This window comes from Alkalimonas sp. NCh-2, from assembly GCF_039631345.1.
Classification (GTDB): Bacteria; Pseudomonadota; Gammaproteobacteria; order Enterobacterales; family Alteromonadaceae; genus Alkalimonas; species Alkalimonas mucilaginosa.
On record NZ_JBDIUV010000001.1, the window covers coordinates 347,506 to 364,320 of the forward strand.

Genomic DNA, 16,815 nt, shown 5'->3' on the forward strand with positions numbered 1-16,815 from the left:
TGGTAAAGCATATGACAAAAGGCATCCTGGCCGCTGCGATGTTAACAGTCGGTTTTCAGGCTGCAGCTTTCGGTGTTGCAGATATTGAGCGTGCTTACGCTGAGCGTGCCGACCAATCACTGAGCATGGCTCAGTACATCGATCAGTATGTGTTAAATGGCGAGCTGCCAACGGATGTAAACGAAGCGGAAGATGTTATCCGTTATGCGCTGGAGCAAGCGGCTGGTGATGAAGAACTGATTCTGTCTATTTTGCGTAAATCAGCAGCTGCTGGTGTTCCAGCCGACAACCTGCTGGCAGCCTCTTTGCTGGCTGGTGTAGACCCATCCCTGGTAACCAGTGCGCTTGATACCGCAACCGCTGCTGGCCCACTGGCTCCGGCCGGAGCTGCAGCAGCCCCTGCACCAGGCACTGTTGGCTTTGGTGGCGGTACTGGCGGTGGCAGTGGCACCATCTCTACCAACTGATTGCAGTAGCTTTTCCCAGCTGTACTGACATCATTCCGAAAACAGGGCCTTGCAAGGCCCTGTTTTGTATTCGGTATCCTTGTAGCTGAATTCACAGAGCCGGCCTCATGATTGCAAGCACTTCAGCCCTGCCCCGCTTTCAGCGCACCCTGCTGTGGTGCCTGATTGCTATTGTCTTTTTTGCGCCCTGGCCTTTGGGCAGTAACCGCATCTGGGCCTGGAGCCTGTTGCATACTTTGATTGCCCTGGTAGCTATTGGCCATGTCCTGGTAAGCGCCTGGTTCCGTCAACCCTGGTGGCACCATAAGTACCAGGCATTGATTGTGGCTGGCCCTTTACTGGTGGCTGCGGTACTTTGCCTGCAATTACAGGCGGTAGCAGGCTTTAGCACGGCTGATCCCTTTCAAAGCACCATGATGCTGCAACGTAGCCTGTACCTGGCCTTGTTTTTATACCTGCTTAGCCAGTACTGCCGCAATCATGATGATTTGAAACTACTGCTGACTGGTATCATCCTTACCGGCACCCTGCAAGCCGCTTATGGCAGCAGCATCTATCTGGCCGGCATGCATGGCTCCTGGTTTTTTAACCTGCCAGAGCTGGACAGAGCCAGAGGCAGCTTTGTCTATCAGAACCATTTTGCCAACTACATCGCCCTCTGTCTGGCCTTGGCGATTGGCTGGATGCTAAGTGAGTTAAGCCGGCAACAGCGCACTTTAAGCTTCCGGCAGTGGCTACGCGAACTAAGTACAGCCTTATTAAGCCAGAAAGTCTTGCTACGCCTCGCGGTGGTGGTGATGATACTGGCATTGGTGATGAGCCGCTCCCGTATGGGCAATGCAGGCTTCTTTGCGGCACTGGCCATTGTATCCTTGCTGGCGCTGTGGCTGTATCGGAACCCACCCCGCTGGTTGAAGCCGGTGGTGCTTAGTATCTTTGTGCTGGACATGATCATCATTGGCTCGATGTTTGGGGTCGATAAGGTAAAAGAGCGTCTGCAAGAGACCAGTTTTGCCAGTGAAACCAGAGACGAAGTGGTGCTGCATAGTATACCGCTGTTGCAAGAGCATTGGTTAACCGGCACTGGCGGTGGCAGTTTTTACACCGTATTCCCAGGCTGGCAGCAATACTCTTTTGCCGGCTTTTACGACCACGCCCACAACGATTACCTGCAATTTGCCATTGAACTGGGCGTTCCGGTAACAATGCTTTTAGGGCTCTGGTTGCTGATAGCTTTGTGGCTGGCACTTCGCAGTATGCAGCAGCGTCAGACCAGGCTGTATCAGGGGGTAGGCTTTGGGGCAGCCATGGCCATAGTGCATATGTTGTTTCACAGCAGTGTGGATTTCAGCCTGCAGGCGCCGGCCAATACTTTATTGTTTTGCACCATCCTGGCGATGGCGGTGATGGCGCGCTACCTGCCAGCAAAACGGCGGCAAAGCTGACGCTCCAGTCGAGTGGCATGATCAGGGCTTAGTGGTTGATTCAGCAAATAACGGCAAATCAACCGCTGCTGTGCATGCCCTTCCACCTGTTGCTGCAATACCCGGTAAATACGCCAGTGCGATTGGCTCATCACTGCAAACACATCCAGCAGGTAGAATTTGTCATCCACACTTAGGTATTGCCAATGATCCAAACCGATGCTGGCATGCTTTTCGAGCACTTCGTCCGCATAAGGACCAAACTTTCTGGCCTGACGCAGTAACTGCATGCTGCTGGCAAGATCCCCCTCAAGATAGGCTTTGCTCCAGGCGTAGTCAGCATAGGCATTTGGCCAGCCTGGCCGCAAGGCTATGGCATGTTCGTACAAAAAGGCTAATGATGGCTCTGGCGACGTCTCCAGCCCGGCAAACAGGCCCCACTCCTGGGTCTTAGCTAAGCTCAGAACATAATGTGGATGCGCCGGGCTTTTCTGCATGGCAAGCTGAGCACTGCGCAAAGCGTCCTGATAACTTTCTGCCGAAACATCCGATTGCTGCCACTGCTGCAGGTAGTAGCGGTTTTTAAAATGATGCGCGCTGGCCAAGCCTTGCTGGCTAAGTACCAGCAGTTGCCAACACAACAAAGGAAGCGCAATAATCGCCAACAGACTACTGCTGTGCATTAGCTGGCATCCCGGAACAGCGCATCGCTGATGTGCTGCGGCGTATCAAACACCAGCTGTTGGGCATGCGCCGAACCCAGCAGCTCAGCAGCCCGTTCACGGGCTTCAGCCAAACGTGGCGGACGCCGTTTTAGCGAATGAGTATCGGTTGCGATAATATCGAAAATGCCATCTTGCAGGTAACGCTCGGCCAGCAACTGGCTGTCGCGGCCCATATCCCCCAGCAAGGATGACGCAGTCAACTGAAACAGACAACCAAACTGCTGCAATACCTTGATCCGGCCCGGATGCTCCAGCAGCTCCCGATTCCGCTCTGGGTGAGCTATCATCGGGAGAATACCTTGCTTCAGCAACCAACGGATCAACACCTCGTAGCCAGGCGTCAGATGGCTGTGTGGAAACTCCAGCAACAGCACGTTCTGGTCGCGGTACTGGCCCAGAAATAACAAACGCTGCTGTGGCAAAGCATCAAGCAGCGCATCGCTGATCCGAACTTCCTGAGCTGCCCGGATGGGTAGCTCAATGTTGTGCTCTTTCAATGCCTGTTGTAAGGCGGCTAACTCGGTCAGTACCTTGCTGGCATCGTTGTCGAAGCGACCAGGCATCCAGTGCGGGGTGGTGACAATACGGAGAATACCTTGCGCCTGTGCCTGCCGGATTAATCGCAGTGTCTCATCCAGATCCCGGGCACCATCGTCGATGCCCGGTAATAAATGACAATGCAGATCAATCATGCATTCTTGCCTGCCTGTTCGTAGGTTTGATAATAGCCATAGCCACCATGACCATAGTAGTTCTCAGCTTTACCGGTATCCAGTTGATTAAGTACCACACCATAGATACGGGCATGAGCATGTGCCAACCGGCCCAGCGCCAGATTCACCTGACCACGTCGTGTCGCATCGGCTTTGACCACCATGATGGTGGCATCGACCAGCGGCGACAGTACCAGCGCATCGCTGACTGCCAATACCGGCGGCGTATCAATAATAATGGTGTCGTACTGCTGTTTCAGCAGCTCCAACAGCTCTACCTTGCGCTCTGAGCTCAGCAGCTCCAGCGGGTTGAGCGGAATAGAGCCAGCCGGCATTAAGTCTACATTCGGCCGGATCCCACGCACAATGCACTCATCCAGGCTATTGCTGTCACTCAGGTAGTTGGCCAGACCAGGCTGATAGGCCGGTTGCTCCAGCCGTTTGCCCAAGGTTGGCTTGCGCATATCGGCGTCAATCAGCAGAACCCGCCCCGATGACGAGAAACTAAAAGCCAGGTTCAGGCTGACTGTCGATTTGCCTTCTGCCGGTAAGCTCGACGTCACCTCAATCAGCTGTAAGGGCTTGTCGATGGCCATCAGCTTGAGGCTGGTTCGAATGGAGCGTACCGCCTCGGCATGGAGTTTCATCGACTCGTCAAAGTAGGCAAAGGTCTGCTGTTGCAAACTGGTGCGTTTGGCTGATTTGGGAATGTAGCCCAGCGCCCGCTGCATCAGTTGATCTTCTGCATCTTTGGCCGTTTTAATGGTATCGTTCAGTGCATCAGACACCAATGCCATCACCATGCCCAAACCAAAGGTAGCAACAAACACCAACATTACGATCAGCTTTCGTTGCGGCTTCACCGGTTTAGTAGGCACTACGGCTCTGTCGGTGAAACGTGCTACTGGTGAGTGATAATCACTGGTTACTTCGGTCTCACGCTGGCGTGATAAGAAGGTTTCAAACAAGACCCGGTTGGTCTCCACCTCACGTTTGATACGACGATACTCTGCTTCAACCCCGGACATGCCGGAAAAAGCACCACGCGACTCGGCAATTTGCTGCTCCAGCGAAGCCAGATTACGGCTGGCAGTTTGGGCCTCTTCTTCAATACCGTTGATCAGGTTGCGGATTTGACGATTGAGGTTATCCTGCACCGCCAGAACTTCAGCCTGCACCGCTATCATGCGCGGATGGCGCGGGCCATAAACTTTGGCCAGCTCCGACTGACGACGCTCTACCGCCACCTGCTCACGCTTGATGTTTTGAATGGATGGATGCGAAGTCACTTCCGGCAGGCTTTGCAAACGTTCCATATCGTTGCGATGCCGGTTTAACAGTGCAAGGAAGGTATCGGCTTGCGCTTTGCGAGAACGGGCACGGGTTAAATCTTCGGATAAACGTTCCAGCTCGCGGGCATCCAGGCTGGTAACACCAGCTACATCCACTAAGTTGTGGGTATCCCTAAAAGCATGCAAGCGCTGCTCCGATTCATCCAGCCGGAGCCGAAGTTCATCCAGCCGACCACCCAACCAGCTACTGGCTTGCTGGGTAATTCCCATCCGGGCTTCCAGTTGGCTGTCAATATAGGCTTCGCCAATGGCATTGGTAACCTGCTGCGCCAGGCGCGGATCTTCAGCTTCAAAATGAATCACCACCAGTTGAGTACGGCGAACCGGCGAGATGGTTAATCGCTTCATAAAGCTATCAACCTGACGCTTAAAACGCCGCTCAGCAACTTCCTCTGCCGGTAAAGCGGGCGCTTTCGGCAAAAAATCTATCGAAGATCGTAGCTTAGCCGTTAGCGACGGCTCGCTTTGGAACTCTGGATGTTCTGCCAAATTCAGCTGCCGGAAGACCCGCTCGGCAATGGCTCGTGATTTCAGGATTTCAAACTGGGTCTGGTAGTATTCCTGCTGCATGGAGTTAAAGCCATACACTTCTTCAATCTTTACCGCCCGGGCCTGCTGAGCCTCGATCAATAAGGTAGAGCTGGCGCGGTAAATTTGCGGTAAATTCAGTACCACCAGTACGGCCAGAATGCTACACAGCATGGACAATAAAAAAATACGCCACTTAGCACGCCAAAGTACCCGGAACATATGGGTTAAATCGATGACCTGCGTATTGGCCGATTCCGTTCGTTGTGTGGTTTCTGTGACCGTCATGGTTAGAAAAATCTCTGTGAAATAGTAATGGTATCACCGGCAAAGACCCGGCTGTTCACATTCGCCTGCTCTGGCTCATTTTTCTGGCCTTCGCGGCTGATTTGAATGCGATCACGTGAAGCTCGCTCGGTCAGACCACCTGCCAGGGCAATGGCCTGGTTCACTGTCATGCCCGGCTGATACGGGTAGCCGCCGGGGCGGCGTACCTCGCCATGAATGTAAAACGGGCGGTATTCGGTAATACCGACATACACACTGGGACTGACCAGGTAATCCCCTTGCAGTCCATTGTGCAGTAGTTGCTCAACCTCTTTCAGGGTAAGCCCTGCCAGCTGGATTGTCCCTAAGAAAGGATAATTGATGGTACCACTGTCGGTTAGCTGCACCGAAAGCGCCAAATCATCCTGACCATGTACCCGGATATCAATGTGATCACCCGGGCCCAGCCGATAACTTTGATCGGCCTGCAGTGGCAAGGCGAACAACGCCATTGCCAACACCATTCCTTTGAGCAAATACCACCCTTTCATGCTTAGATCCCTACCCGTAATCCCAGGCTGATAACCCGCTTATCGTAAATAAAGCGCTCGACCGTTGAATCCCTGTCAGCAATATCAAAACCTGCAAACACTGTCAGCCAGTAAGACAGACGGTAGTTCACATCCGCACCGTAGTTCCAGAATTTATTGCGCTGGGTAACACCAACGAAGTCTGAGTTGACATAACGCACATGCACATTGGTTTTCAAGTCACTGTTCCAGTCGTGTTGCCAGTTACCACCATAGGTGGAATCTTTGACGTAATCCGCTGCTGTCATTGGATCGGTCGCACGGCGGCCGGTCTCGAGCGTAAAGCGGCTGTACGACAGCGGCTCATAGGTTACCGATAGATTCCAAGACAGGCCTTTAAAATCTTCCCGCAATGGGTTATCGAAGGTTTTACGCTGCTGTCCAATACGCAGTTCACCGGAGGTCAGTGCGGTGATCTCCCAATCCAAACCAACACGGTAGCTGATGTCTTTGTTATCACGGCTGCCGCGGTCAATATCGACCACTTTGTAGTTGATGTCATTACGCATCACTTCAGCCACTAAATCGGTGGAGGCCAGGGTACTGAAGAAGAAGGTAGCACCCACAGTGCGGCGATCAAAATCACGGAACTGAGAGAATTCACGCAGATTGGTGTAGCCTTTATCCAGGTAACCAGCCGACAGACGCAAACGCGCCGGCGTTGAGCGGGCACCAAATTCGTAATGGCCTTTGATCTCATACTCTTCGAAGCGACCTGGTTCGTCCACCTCAAAACCTAATGAGTCAGACACTCCCTGACCACGTTGCTCATGGCCAAAAATAGTATTGCCCTGCAGGCGGATGCGGTGACGGTCGGTAAACTCCATTTTCGCATCAGCCCGGAAGCCTGCATCAAAGAAGTTGTCCTGGCGGCTTTGGAAATAATCACCGAGGCGGAAAGCAGAAGCCAGGCTGTACTCGTTGACACCATCGGTTAATACCATGGCGACAGAAGGCGTTAGCTCACTGACAAAGCTGGAAACTTTGTCGGTACGGGTATTGGCGACGTTGTTATCGTGCTTCAACTCCCATGTTAACTCCGGCACAATATCAATGCCGCTGGCAGTAGGTATAGCGCCAGCGCGATCATCAGCAACCACAGTAAAAGCGGTGGATACCAACGCTGATACCATGCTTAAACGAAAAAAATTGGATTTCATAAGCGCTCCTTTAGTATGCATTTTTCCCTGAAAAACCTTTAAATAAGGTCAAAACAATAATCTTTATATCCAGCCATAAGGACCATTGCCGGATGTATTCCAGATCGTATTTGACACGCATGGCCATTTTATCCAGCGTATCGGTTTCACCACGCCAGCCGTTGATCTGAGCCCAGCCGGTAATACCTGGTCGTACCTTGTGTCTGAGCATGTAGTAATCTACCTGCTTGCGGTACTCTTCATTGTGCGCGGAAGCATGCGGTCTTGGCCCAACCACAGACATATCCCCCAGCAACACATTGATAAATTGTGGCAACTCATCCAGCGAAGTCCGACGCAAAAAAGCACCTATCGGCGTAATACGTGGGTCACCCTTGGTGGCCTGGGTGACCTTAGCGCCATTTTCCATCACCCGCATGGAGCGAAACTTCAACACATTAATCGGCTTGCCATCCAGACCATAACGTTGCTGGCGGAAAAACACCGGGCCAGCCGAGGTTGCTTTTATCGCGGCCGCTATCGTCAGCATCAGCGGCGAAATCAGCAATAACACAGCAGCGCTGAACAAAAAATCGAAGGCTCGCTTGTAAAATTCTTTAATGCCATAAACCGGTGATTCAAACACACTCAGGGTGTCCACTTCCCCCACACTGCCAATACGGGCGTGCATCAGATTTTTCAGCAGAAAGTCAGGAATCATCAATACATCGACGGTGCTATCGCCAAGCCGTTGAATAATATCGGCAATACGTTTTTCTGCCAGCATTGGTAAGCAGATATAGAGCTTTTGGATCCGACCTTGCTGCGCCATCATCACAGCGCTTTCGACACTGCCTTTAATCAGCGGAGCTGCACCCTCACCAAGCCGGTTTAATGCCCTGTCGTCGAAAAAACCAACACAATCAAACCCAAGCTCAATGTGCTCCTGCATCTGCTGGTGCAAGCGCCGGCCAGTATCGGTGTAGCCAATAATGGCGACACGCTGCATGCTCAGGCCTTTTTTTCGCCGCAACGTTTTCACTTCTTTGGCCATAACCCGCCAACTGATCAGGCAGAGGATACTCAGCCCATACCAGCCGACCAGGACCACCCGGGAAAAACTGGCGCCTTGTTTTAAGAAGAAAAGAGTGGATAACAAGGCCAGAAAACAGAGGGTGTGAACCGCTATTAAGAGAAACAGCATCCGGCCAAAACGACCAACCCGCCAGGAGCGATACAATTGCACCGACTCAGCCACAAAGGCATAGCAGAGTAGATAAGCCAGTAATATCAGTAAGTAATCTTTGGTCAGGCTTTGCGAGTAGGCGATGAGGCAACTAAGCAGGGTGACCACAAGAATAAGAAGATCGACAAAGCGATAGAAAAAAGAACTCGAGTTGTCTTGTCGAAACATTGAATTGGTCATTTCCGCTCCCTGGATGGCTACAATCTGGTAACTTTGTCTGCCAGCGTGCTATTCTATCTCAAAAGCCCGGTAACACGCCAGCCCTGTCGTCCCTGTAATGGCAGCTTTCATAAAAACAACATCTAACGATGAGGTCGGCGGTTAGTTGTTAACGTTCCTGATACCGCCGGCGCATAATTGGCTGCCAACTGCCACTTGGGCCGAATGGGGGTAAGTGGTAATTCCCGTTTGCGGGCTACCAATAAATAACTGCTACCAAAACTTTTCGCCAGCCAACGACGCCAGCGACTGTCGGCGGGTACTTTACCAAGCAGGCTGGAGGCATAAAAGCGCTGCTCTGCTAACACCTCAAAACCCAGTAAGTACAGCCAGTCTTTTAAACGGGCCAGGGTAAAAAAACGCCCATTCCAGGGGGATTTCTGCCGCAACCAGGGGTTTAGCTTCATCAACCCTGCCAGGCTAAATGGGTTAAAGCCGGTCAGTACCAGGTAGCCATCGGCACGCAACACCCGGTGCACCTCACGCATCAGATGGTGAGGATCCGTACAAAATTCATTGGCATGACACAGCAAGAGCGCATCCATACTCAGATCCTGCACAGGCAGTGCATCCGATTCTGCTTTGATTTGGCAGTGGCTTGCCTTGATCCCCAACGAAATATGATGCTTAATAGGGCTGGCCGTGGTATCCAGCTGACAGCTCAGGTCGCCCACCTTTAGCAGATAGTAGCCGAAGATTTGTGGCCACCACGCTGCCAACTGCTGTTCAGTAGCCGCCCGCAACGCTTCCCCTTGCGGGATTTGCTGCCAGTTGGCGGGGCCTGGCCGGTTACGGGCGCTTAAAGCGGGTTTCATCAGTAGCTGTGCCCTTGTTATCCGATTCAACCCATTGAGTATACCAGATGCAGCCAGAGAAACTGACCATCACGCCATTAACCGCTTTTCAGGACAATTACATCTGGTGCCTGACCCAGCCGGATAGCGATGCGTTGCTGGTGGTCGACCCGGGCGATGCAGATGTGGTCAAGCAGTTTGCCCATAGCAACCGCAAGCAATTAACCAGCATCCTGGTAACCCACCATCATTGGGATCATACCGACGGCATTGCCGCACTGAAACAACAATGGCCAGATGTTCGGGTGTATGGACCGGCCTATGAAGCCAACCAGATCAGCACCCTGACGCACAGTGTGCAAGATAACGATAGCCTTACACTCCCCGACTTTGGCCTCACTTTGAACGTGCTGCATCTGCCAGGCCATACGCTCGGACATATCGGCTATTACGCTGCCCTGCCTCATCATGCCCCTTGGTTATTTTGCGGCGACACTCTGTTCAGCGCCGGTTGTGGCCGCTTATTTGAAGGCAGCCCGGAGCAGATGCATCAGTCCTTGCAGCGATTGGTCAACTTACCGGATGAAACCCGGGTTTATTGCACCCACGAATACACCTTAGCCAACCTGGCTTTTGCCCGAGCAGTCGAGCCTGACAACCAGGCCGTCATTGCACACCTGGCGCATTGCCAACAACTGCGCCATAATCAACAGCCAACATTGCCCAGCACTTTGGCAACAGAAAAAGCAATCAACCCCTTTCTTCGTTGCCACTTACCTGATCTGCAAAGAAAATATGATTGCAGTTCGGCACAGGCTACCTTTACAGCATTACGCACGGATAAAGACCAGTTTAAATCCTGACTTGCAATCAGTCTGCAAGCAGGTAACATGCAAGCTGATGGAAAAATTGACAGGACTATTGCATGAAAGTACGCGTTTTAACTGTTGTTGCGACCGCTCTATTAGCAGGTTGTGCTAGCACCAATCAACCGCAAACAGCGACCGAACCCGTCAGTAAAACGTCCCATGCGTCTTTCGACCAGGCTGCCAGTGCAGAGCTGATTGCTGCCAACTTGCTTACAGCCGCCAATCAGCAAGCCCCCACCGTTACGCCACTGGATCCAACCAAAGTCGATGATGTGTGGCAACGTATCCAACTGCAATTAACCTTTGAAGTGCCTGAGTACCGGGCTATTGCCGAGCAACGCAACTTTTTTGCCCGTAATCAGGCGTATCTGGATCGGGTTTCCACCCGGGCAGAGCCCTACCTGCATTATATTGTCGAGCAACTGGAAGCCCGCAATATGCCACTGGAGCTGGCCCTACTGCCTATCGTCGAAAGCGCCTTTGATCCCTTTGCTTACTCCCATGCCCGTGCTTCTGGCCTCTGGCAGTTTATGCCTGCCACCGGCAAGCGTTTTGGTTTGCAGCAAAACTTCTGGTATGACGGCCGCCGTGATGTGATTGAATCGACCCGCGCCGCTCTGGATTACTTGCAATACCTGCACGATCGCCTGGAAGGCGACTGGCTCAACGCCATTGCCGCCTACAACTCTGGTGAAGGCCGTTTGCTCCGGGCTATTCGGCACAATAAAAACCGCAATCTGCCAACCGACTTCTGGTCGCTCAGCTTACCGCGGGAGACCACCGCGTACGTACCAAAACTATTGGCGCTGGTAGACCTGGTGCGCCAGCCGGAAACCTACAATATTGCATGGCAACCGATCCCGAATCAGCGCCAAATCGGCATTGTCGAGGTTGGCCGTCAAATCGATTTGGCGGTGGCTGCCGAAATGGCAGGCCTTAGCCTGAATGAACTGCATGCATTAAACCCGGCTTTTAATCAATGGGCCACGGATCCGGATGGCAGCCACCGGCTGGTATTGCCGCTGGATAACAAACCTCAATTCCGTGAACAACTGGCCAACACACCAACCGACCAGTGGTTAAGCTGGCAACGACACACCGTGGTCCGTGGTGACACCCTGGGCAAAATAGCACAGCAGTATCAGACTTCTGTGGCAGCTATTCAGCGGTTGAATGACATCAATGGCCATACCATTCGGATTGGCCAGCATTTGTTGGTACCGGTTTCTGCTAAAAATGCGGATGCCTACCAGCTAAGCCAGCCAGGACGCATTGCTCAGGCACAACAACGCACCAATCCGGAACAACGCATCCACTACACGGTCAAACAGGGAGATACCCTGTGGGATATCAGTCGGGCACACCAGGTGAGTGTTAACGAACTGGCTCGTTGGAATGGCATGACCGCACGGGATACAATTCGGCCAGGCCAGCAATTGGTGATTGTGCAGGCACAAACCAGTTCGACTGCAGCAACGCAAGGCAGCCCCGGCGTAACCCGTACCATCAACTACCGGGTACGTCGTGGTGATTCATTGTCGCGCATTGCGCAACGCTACCGGGTTCAGGTAGCTGATATACTGAAGTGGAACCAACTAAGTATTGACCAACACCTGCAACCTGGGCAGCAACTTCGTTTGCTGGTTGATATTACTCAATCCTGATAGCAAGGAGATCGGATGAAAACTTTACTACTCAGCGCTCTGTTTGGGCTGGTACTGTGTTTCCCGGCTCAGGCTTATTTCGATGTACGTGGCAGCGGTGTAGTTCAGCTGCAAGACGGCAGCAGCCGGCTGATAGAGTTTGGCTTTACTTATACCCGGATTGATGGACGTCACACCTTTATTGCCGGCCCTCACAAGCTGGCAGTTCCTCAGGTACCACAAAAGTATTCATTGTCCCTGGTGCTGCACAACAACGAGGCGGTTTGGGTCACTGATTTTGCCGACGCGCCGCTGCTGGGGTTTGAGTTTAAAATTGCCGGCCATCAACTCAAACTATACCAGGAAGACGGCTTGCGCATGCCCGGCAGTTTTGTGATTGAGATTGATGGGGTGCGGCATCATTTTAGCCGCAACATTGGGCAGATTGATTTTACTTTCGATGATACCGGTATTACCGGGGTCGAACCCAAAAGCTTGTTACGTCCCCGCCAGTAAGCACCACACGACAGTGGTCAATGCTTGGGCTCTGGCTGCAGCTGCAATCTCGGGATGGTGCCCCAGAGCACACACATCAGGGGCGCCAGCCAGTGAAACCACCAATGAAAAGACACACTGAACCCCTGCCACCAGGCGTAACCCACCGCCAGCCACTGCAAAGCAATGCCTGCAGCCCCAATCAAAAATAATGACCGGTTCAGCCAGCGTTTTGGAAAGCAGGGGATCCAGTTACTGCGCATCGGCTTGCGCTTCCGGTGCTGCCTGTGCAAAGGCGGCAAGACTGTTGCAGTGCTGATAGATGGCCTGAATGGTCGGGTATGGCGTCATATCCAGCCCAAAGCGCAGCGCGTTGTAGACTTGCGGCACCAGGCAAATATCCGCCAGGCTGACGGCATCACCAAAGCAACAGCGGCCGGCACTTTGTTGCAGACGCTGCTCTAAGGCCTGAAAGCCGGTGTTCAACCAATGATGGATCCAGGCAGTTTTTTGCTGTTCGGTAAGTTGCAACGGGCCGGTCAGATACTGCAGCACCCGCAAGTTATTCAGCGGATGAATATCGCAGGCGATATCCAGCGCCATCGCTCGCACCAGGGCGGCCTTCTTAGGCTCTGCCGGCACTAAAGCAGGCTCTGGCTGCACGGCATCCAGGTACTCAACAATCGCCAGCGACTGATTCAGTGTCAGCTCGTTATCGACCAAAGTGGGCACCAGCTCAGCCGGGTTCAGTTCCTGATAGCTCGCTTGATGCTGCTGACCACCGTCCTTTACCAGATGCACCGGAATGGACTCGTATGCCATGCCTTTAAGCGCCAGAGCAATGCGCACCCGGTAAGCCGCCGAGGAGCGCCAGTAACCATAAAGTTTCATCGATTCATTGTTCCTTTGATACAAAAAGAGCTGCCACAGCAGCTCTTTCTTTAATTAATGCATACTGCCAAAGGCATTAGCCCTGATAGCGATACTCTACCACTTGCTGGTCGATGGCACCAAAGATACTTTGGCCCTGCTGATCCAGCATTTCAATGCGAATACGATCGCCAAAGCGCATAAAGCTGGTACCCGGTTTGCCATCACGGATGGTTTCAATCATACGGATTTCAGCGATGCAGCTATAACCAACCCCACCTTCAGCAATGGCAGTACCATACTCAGTGCCTTGCTTGTTCGAAACGGTGCCTGAACCAATAATAGTCCCAGCACAGAGCGGCCGGGTGCGGGCGGCATGCGCAATCAGCTGGCCAAAATCAAAGGTCATATCGACACCGGCATTGGGTTTACCAAAGGCTTCGCCATTGTAGGTGGATAATAGCGGCAGGTGCAACTTGGCATCCTGCCAGACACCTTCCAGCTCATCCAGGGTCACGGCCACCGGGCTAAAGCTGGACGATGGCTTGGACTGATAAAAACCAAACCCTTTGCCCAGCTCATTCGGGATCAAGCCCCGCAACGACACATCATTGACCAGCATCACCAGGCGAATACGATCACGTGCCTGCTCTGCCGGTATGCCCATGGCGACATCGTCAGTAATCACGGCGATTTCACCTTCGAAATCAATGCCAAAATCTTCACTGGCCACTTCAATCGGTGCATAAGGCGCTAAAAACGCATCGGAGCCGCCCTGATACATCAGCGGATCGGTCCAGAAGCTGGGTGGCATCTCGGCATTACGGGCTTTACGCACCAGCTCGACATGATTGACATAAGCGCTGCCATCGGCCCAGTGATAGGCACGTGGCAATGGCGATGCGCACTGCGTTTGTTCAAACGGCTGACTGCCCTGCACGGTGCCGGCATTCAGCGCCTGATAGACTTCCTCTGCCTGCGGTGCTTTTTCCGACCAGTTATCCAGCAACTGTTGCAAGGTGGTCGCGATCTGTGGGATAGCGACACAGCGGGTTAAATCACGGCTTACCAGCACCAGCTGACCATCACGGCCGCCGGTATTTAATGTTGCAAATTTCATTGTTAATCCTTGTACTGCGGCACTCATTAGTCAGTGCCCAAATCAGATGCCCAAATTATTTAACCTGCCAGCTGTTAACGTAGGCTGGGTTCTCGGTAGCAAGCGCAGCTTCGCCAATCTCCAGCGCATCACGGGTATCCAGCATCACCGCCACTTCATCGGTAAATTTCTTCCGGTACTCCTGGCCAGCCTGAAAGGCTTTCGGATGCGGGCCATGGGTAAAACCGGCCGGATGGAAAGTGACCATGCCCTTTTCGATATTATCGCGGCTGAAGAAATCACCGGCATGGTAAAACAGCACTTCATCGTAATCGTCGTTGTTGTGGTAAAAAGGTACCTTCAAGGCCCCCGGATCGCTCTCAATCGGCCGGGGTACAAAGGTACAGACCACAAAACGCTGCGCCACAAAGGTGGTGTGCGCCGATGGCGGTAAATGATAGCGATGGCTCATCAGCGGCCGGATATCGCGCCAGTTGATACGCATCACCGCCAAATCACCGTGCCAGCCGATGGCATCCAGCGGGTTGTAGGGGTAGGTCACTACCGAGGTCTGACCGTGACGCTTGATCTGCACCTGCCAACTCTGCTCTGAGTACTGCGCTTTGAAGGCCTCATTGATTTTTGGCGTATCCAGCATGGCCGGGTCAAAAATCGCATGGTTTCCCACCAGGCCTTTTTCCGGCAGCTGGTAGGAGTCGTTGGTGGCTTCAATCATCAGCAGCAACATGGGGCTTTTGGGCTCCAGCCGCCACATGGTACTGCGTGGGATCACCACGTAATCGCCTTCGACAATTTCCAGATGGCCATAGTCGCAGTAGAGATCAGCACTGCCTTCGTGCACAAACAACAGCTCATCGCCGTCGGCATTGCGCACCAGATAGGGCATCTTCTCCTGCACACGCCAGGTGCGCATTTTGCAGTGAGCATTGTGCAGCAACAAAGGCACCTGCCAGGGCGACTCAACCTGATTTTCATTGAGCTGGTTTAAATCGAACAAGCGGGGGCGCAAAGGCCCCTGCCAATCGCTCCAGCCGGTTGGGGCATGGCGGTGATGGAAATGTGTAGCCGGACCAAAAAAACCACTACGACCGGTTTCACGCTCATAAATCGCTTGTTCCGGGAAGTCGGCATGTGCCTGACGCGACACATCACCTTCCCGCAGTGGAAAAGAGGCCCATTTACGCATTCGCTAACACTCCACGCTGGATTTGATCTTCTTCAATCGACTCGAACAAGGCTTTAAAGTTGCCCTCACCGAAGCCTTCATTGCCTTTACGCTGAATGATTTCAAAGAAGACCGGACCAATCACGGTTTTGGTAAAGATCTGCAGCAAGATACCGTCTTTCATTGGCGCGCCATCGATCAGAATACGCAGCTCGCGCAGTTGATCCAAATCTTCCTCATGCCCTTCGACCCGGCTGTTTACTTTGTCGTAGTAAGTATCCGGCGTTGGCATAAAGTCCATACCACGCTCACGCAGGGTACGTACTGTCTGATAAATATCTTCGGTCGTCAGGGCGATATGCTGAATGCCTTCGCCATTGTACTCGCGCAAGAATTCTTCGATCTGTGATTTATCGTCCGATGACTCGTTGATTGGAATACGGATTTTGCCACAAGGCGCGGTCATGGCGCGGGATACCAGGCCGGTGAGCTTGCCTTCGATATCAAAATAACGGATCTCGCGGAAGTTACCAATCTTCTCGTAAAAACCAGACCAGACATTCATGTTGCCGCGCATCACATTGTGCGTTAAATGATCCAGCACTTCCAGACCAACGCCATGCTTGGCCATCTCGGTTTGCCAGTTGTCGTAGTATTTAAAATCGATGTCGTACACCGAAGAGGCGCCGTAGCGATCAACAAAATACAGCAGGCTGCTGCCAATACCGTACACAGCCGGAATATTCAGCTCCATCGGGCCGATTTGGTTTTTGTACTCTTTGGCACCATTAGCAAGTGCATGCTGCAGAGCTTTGGCAGCATCCTGCACCCGGAATGCCATGGCGCAGACGCTTGGGCCATGCTTGCGGGCAAACTCTTCCGCCTGCGAGTTCGGCTGCGCATTGATGATAAAGTTAATATCCCCCTGCTTGTACAACCAGGCCTCTTTCGAGCGATGTTTGGCGACCTCAGTAAACCCAAGCCCATGAAACAAATCTTTCAGCTTTTGAATCCCCTGTGCATCAGCGGCGGTGTATTCAACAAACTCGAAACCATCGGTACCTAAAGGGTTATACACGTCTTGCATGCGACATCTCCACGATCTAATTATGCTAATTATGCCCAGTCTCTGCAGCCTAGCTGCGGTTGGCGCTATCTTGCTTTAGTTTGACCAGAATGAACATCCACT

General features: G+C 52.7%; 17 protein-coding genes. 5 read left to right on the top strand and 12 right to left on the bottom strand.

The genetic code is table 11. From position 1 onward, the window contains the following. The first annotated feature begins 11 nt into the window (after nt 1-11). Nucleotides 12-467, top strand: a complete 456-nt coding sequence (locus tag ABC502_RS01675) for a hypothetical protein (RefSeq protein WP_345914702.1) — start codon at nt 12-14, stop codon at nt 465-467. 107 nt (nt 468-574) lie between these two features. After that, entirely contained in the window at nt 575-1,912 is a 1,338-nt protein-coding gene (locus ABC502_RS01680; RefSeq protein ID WP_345914703.1) for an O-antigen ligase family protein, read from the top strand. Here the strand turns inward: ABC502_RS01680 and ABC502_RS01685 are convergent. From ABC502_RS01685 to ABC502_RS01715, 7 genes are all read right to left on the bottom strand, one after another. After that, on the bottom strand, nt 1,882-2,574 hold the full coding sequence (locus tag ABC502_RS01685) for a hypothetical protein (protein ID WP_345914704.1): 693 nt from the start codon (nt 2,572-2,574) through the stop codon (nt 1,882-1,884). The genes ABC502_RS01680 and ABC502_RS01685 overlap by 31 nt on opposite strands. Beyond that, complete coding sequence (locus tag ABC502_RS01690; RefSeq protein WP_345914705.1) at nt 2,574-3,308, bottom strand: CpsB/CapC family capsule biosynthesis tyrosine phosphatase; 735 nt, start codon at nt 3,306-3,308, stop codon at nt 2,574-2,576. The genes ABC502_RS01685 and ABC502_RS01690 overlap by 1 nt, the downstream gene beginning before the upstream one ends. Continuing rightward, nucleotides 3,305-5,497, bottom strand: a complete 2,193-nt coding sequence (locus ABC502_RS01695) for a polysaccharide biosynthesis tyrosine autokinase (protein ID WP_330087822.1) — start codon at nt 5,495-5,497, stop codon at nt 3,305-3,307. The genes ABC502_RS01690 and ABC502_RS01695 overlap by 4 nt, the downstream gene beginning before the upstream one ends. Nucleotides 5,498-5,499: 2 nt before the next feature. After that, complete coding sequence (locus tag ABC502_RS01700; protein ID WP_330087823.1) at nt 5,500-6,027, bottom strand: polysaccharide biosynthesis/export family protein; 528 nt, start codon at nt 6,025-6,027, stop codon at nt 5,500-5,502. Between the two features lie 2 nt (nt 6,028-6,029). Further along, nucleotides 6,030-7,226 carry an outer membrane beta-barrel protein gene (locus ABC502_RS01705; protein WP_345914706.1) on the bottom strand — a complete coding sequence of 399 codons (1,197 nt, stop codon included), beginning with the start codon at nt 7,224-7,226 and terminating at the stop codon, nt 6,030-6,032. A 10-nt stretch (nt 7,227-7,236) separates the two neighbouring features. Then, nucleotides 7,237-8,631 (bottom strand): undecaprenyl-phosphate glucose phosphotransferase, encoded by a 1,395-nt coding sequence (locus tag ABC502_RS01710; RefSeq protein WP_345914707.1) that lies wholly within the window; start codon nt 8,629-8,631, stop codon nt 7,237-7,239. Between the two features lie 122 nt (nt 8,632-8,753). Continuing rightward, nucleotides 8,754-9,485, bottom strand: a complete 732-nt coding sequence (locus ABC502_RS01715) for a methyltransferase domain-containing protein (RefSeq protein WP_330087826.1) — start codon at nt 9,483-9,485, stop codon at nt 8,754-8,756. 47 nt (nt 9,486-9,532) lie between these two features. Here ABC502_RS01715 and gloB point away from each other — a divergent pair, with 47 nt between their 5' ends. The 3 genes from gloB (at nt 9,533) to ABC502_RS01730 (ending at nt 12,492) form a co-directional block, all read left to right on the top strand. Next, nucleotides 9,533-10,327 (top strand): hydroxyacylglutathione hydrolase, encoded by a 795-nt coding sequence (gloB, locus tag ABC502_RS01720; protein WP_330087827.1) that lies wholly within the window; start codon nt 9,533-9,535, stop codon nt 10,325-10,327. A gap of 62 nt (nt 10,328-10,389) precedes the next feature. Continuing rightward, nucleotides 10,390-11,997 carry a LysM peptidoglycan-binding domain-containing protein gene (locus ABC502_RS01725; protein WP_345914708.1) on the top strand — a complete coding sequence of 536 codons (1,608 nt, stop codon included), beginning with the start codon at nt 10,390-10,392 and terminating at the stop codon, nt 11,995-11,997. A gap of 15 nt (nt 11,998-12,012) precedes the next feature. Further along, the gene (locus ABC502_RS01730; RefSeq protein WP_330087829.1) at nt 12,013-12,492 is read left to right on the top strand and encodes a hypothetical protein; all 480 of its coding nucleotides are present in this window, start codon (nt 12,013-12,015) and stop codon (nt 12,490-12,492) included. Nucleotides 12,493-12,509: 17 nt separating this feature from the next. On the opposite strand, the gene ABC502_RS01735 is transcribed toward ABC502_RS01730, so the two are convergent. The 5 genes from ABC502_RS01735 to hppD all read right to left on the bottom strand — a co-directional run bounded on the left by ABC502_RS01735 (nt 12,510) and on the right by hppD (nt 16,713). Continuing rightward, entirely contained in the window at nt 12,510-12,734 is a 225-nt protein-coding gene (locus ABC502_RS01735; RefSeq protein WP_345914709.1) for a hypothetical protein, read from the bottom strand. Beyond that, a complete protein-coding gene (gene maiA / locus ABC502_RS01740) occupies nt 12,724-13,362 on the bottom strand; it encodes a maleylacetoacetate isomerase (RefSeq protein WP_345914710.1) in 639 nt (212 codons plus the stop codon). Before maiA ends, ABC502_RS01735 begins: the two co-directional genes overlap by 11 nt. Before the next feature lie 76 nt (nt 13,363-13,438). Next, nucleotides 13,439-14,461, bottom strand: a complete 1,023-nt coding sequence (locus ABC502_RS01745) for a fumarylacetoacetate hydrolase family protein (protein WP_330126995.1) — start codon at nt 14,459-14,461, stop codon at nt 13,439-13,441. A 55-nt stretch (nt 14,462-14,516) separates the two neighbouring features. Beyond that, nucleotides 14,517-15,647: a homogentisate 1,2-dioxygenase gene (locus tag ABC502_RS01750; RefSeq protein ID WP_345914711.1), complete on the bottom strand. Its 1,131-nt coding sequence runs from the start codon at nt 15,645-15,647 to the stop codon at nt 14,517-14,519. Beyond that, on the bottom strand, nt 15,640-16,713 hold the full coding sequence (gene hppD / locus ABC502_RS01755) for a 4-hydroxyphenylpyruvate dioxygenase (protein WP_330126993.1): 1,074 nt from the start codon (nt 16,711-16,713) through the stop codon (nt 15,640-15,642). The genes ABC502_RS01750 and hppD overlap by 8 nt, the downstream gene beginning before the upstream one ends. Nucleotides 16,714-16,815 lie beyond the last annotated feature (102 nt).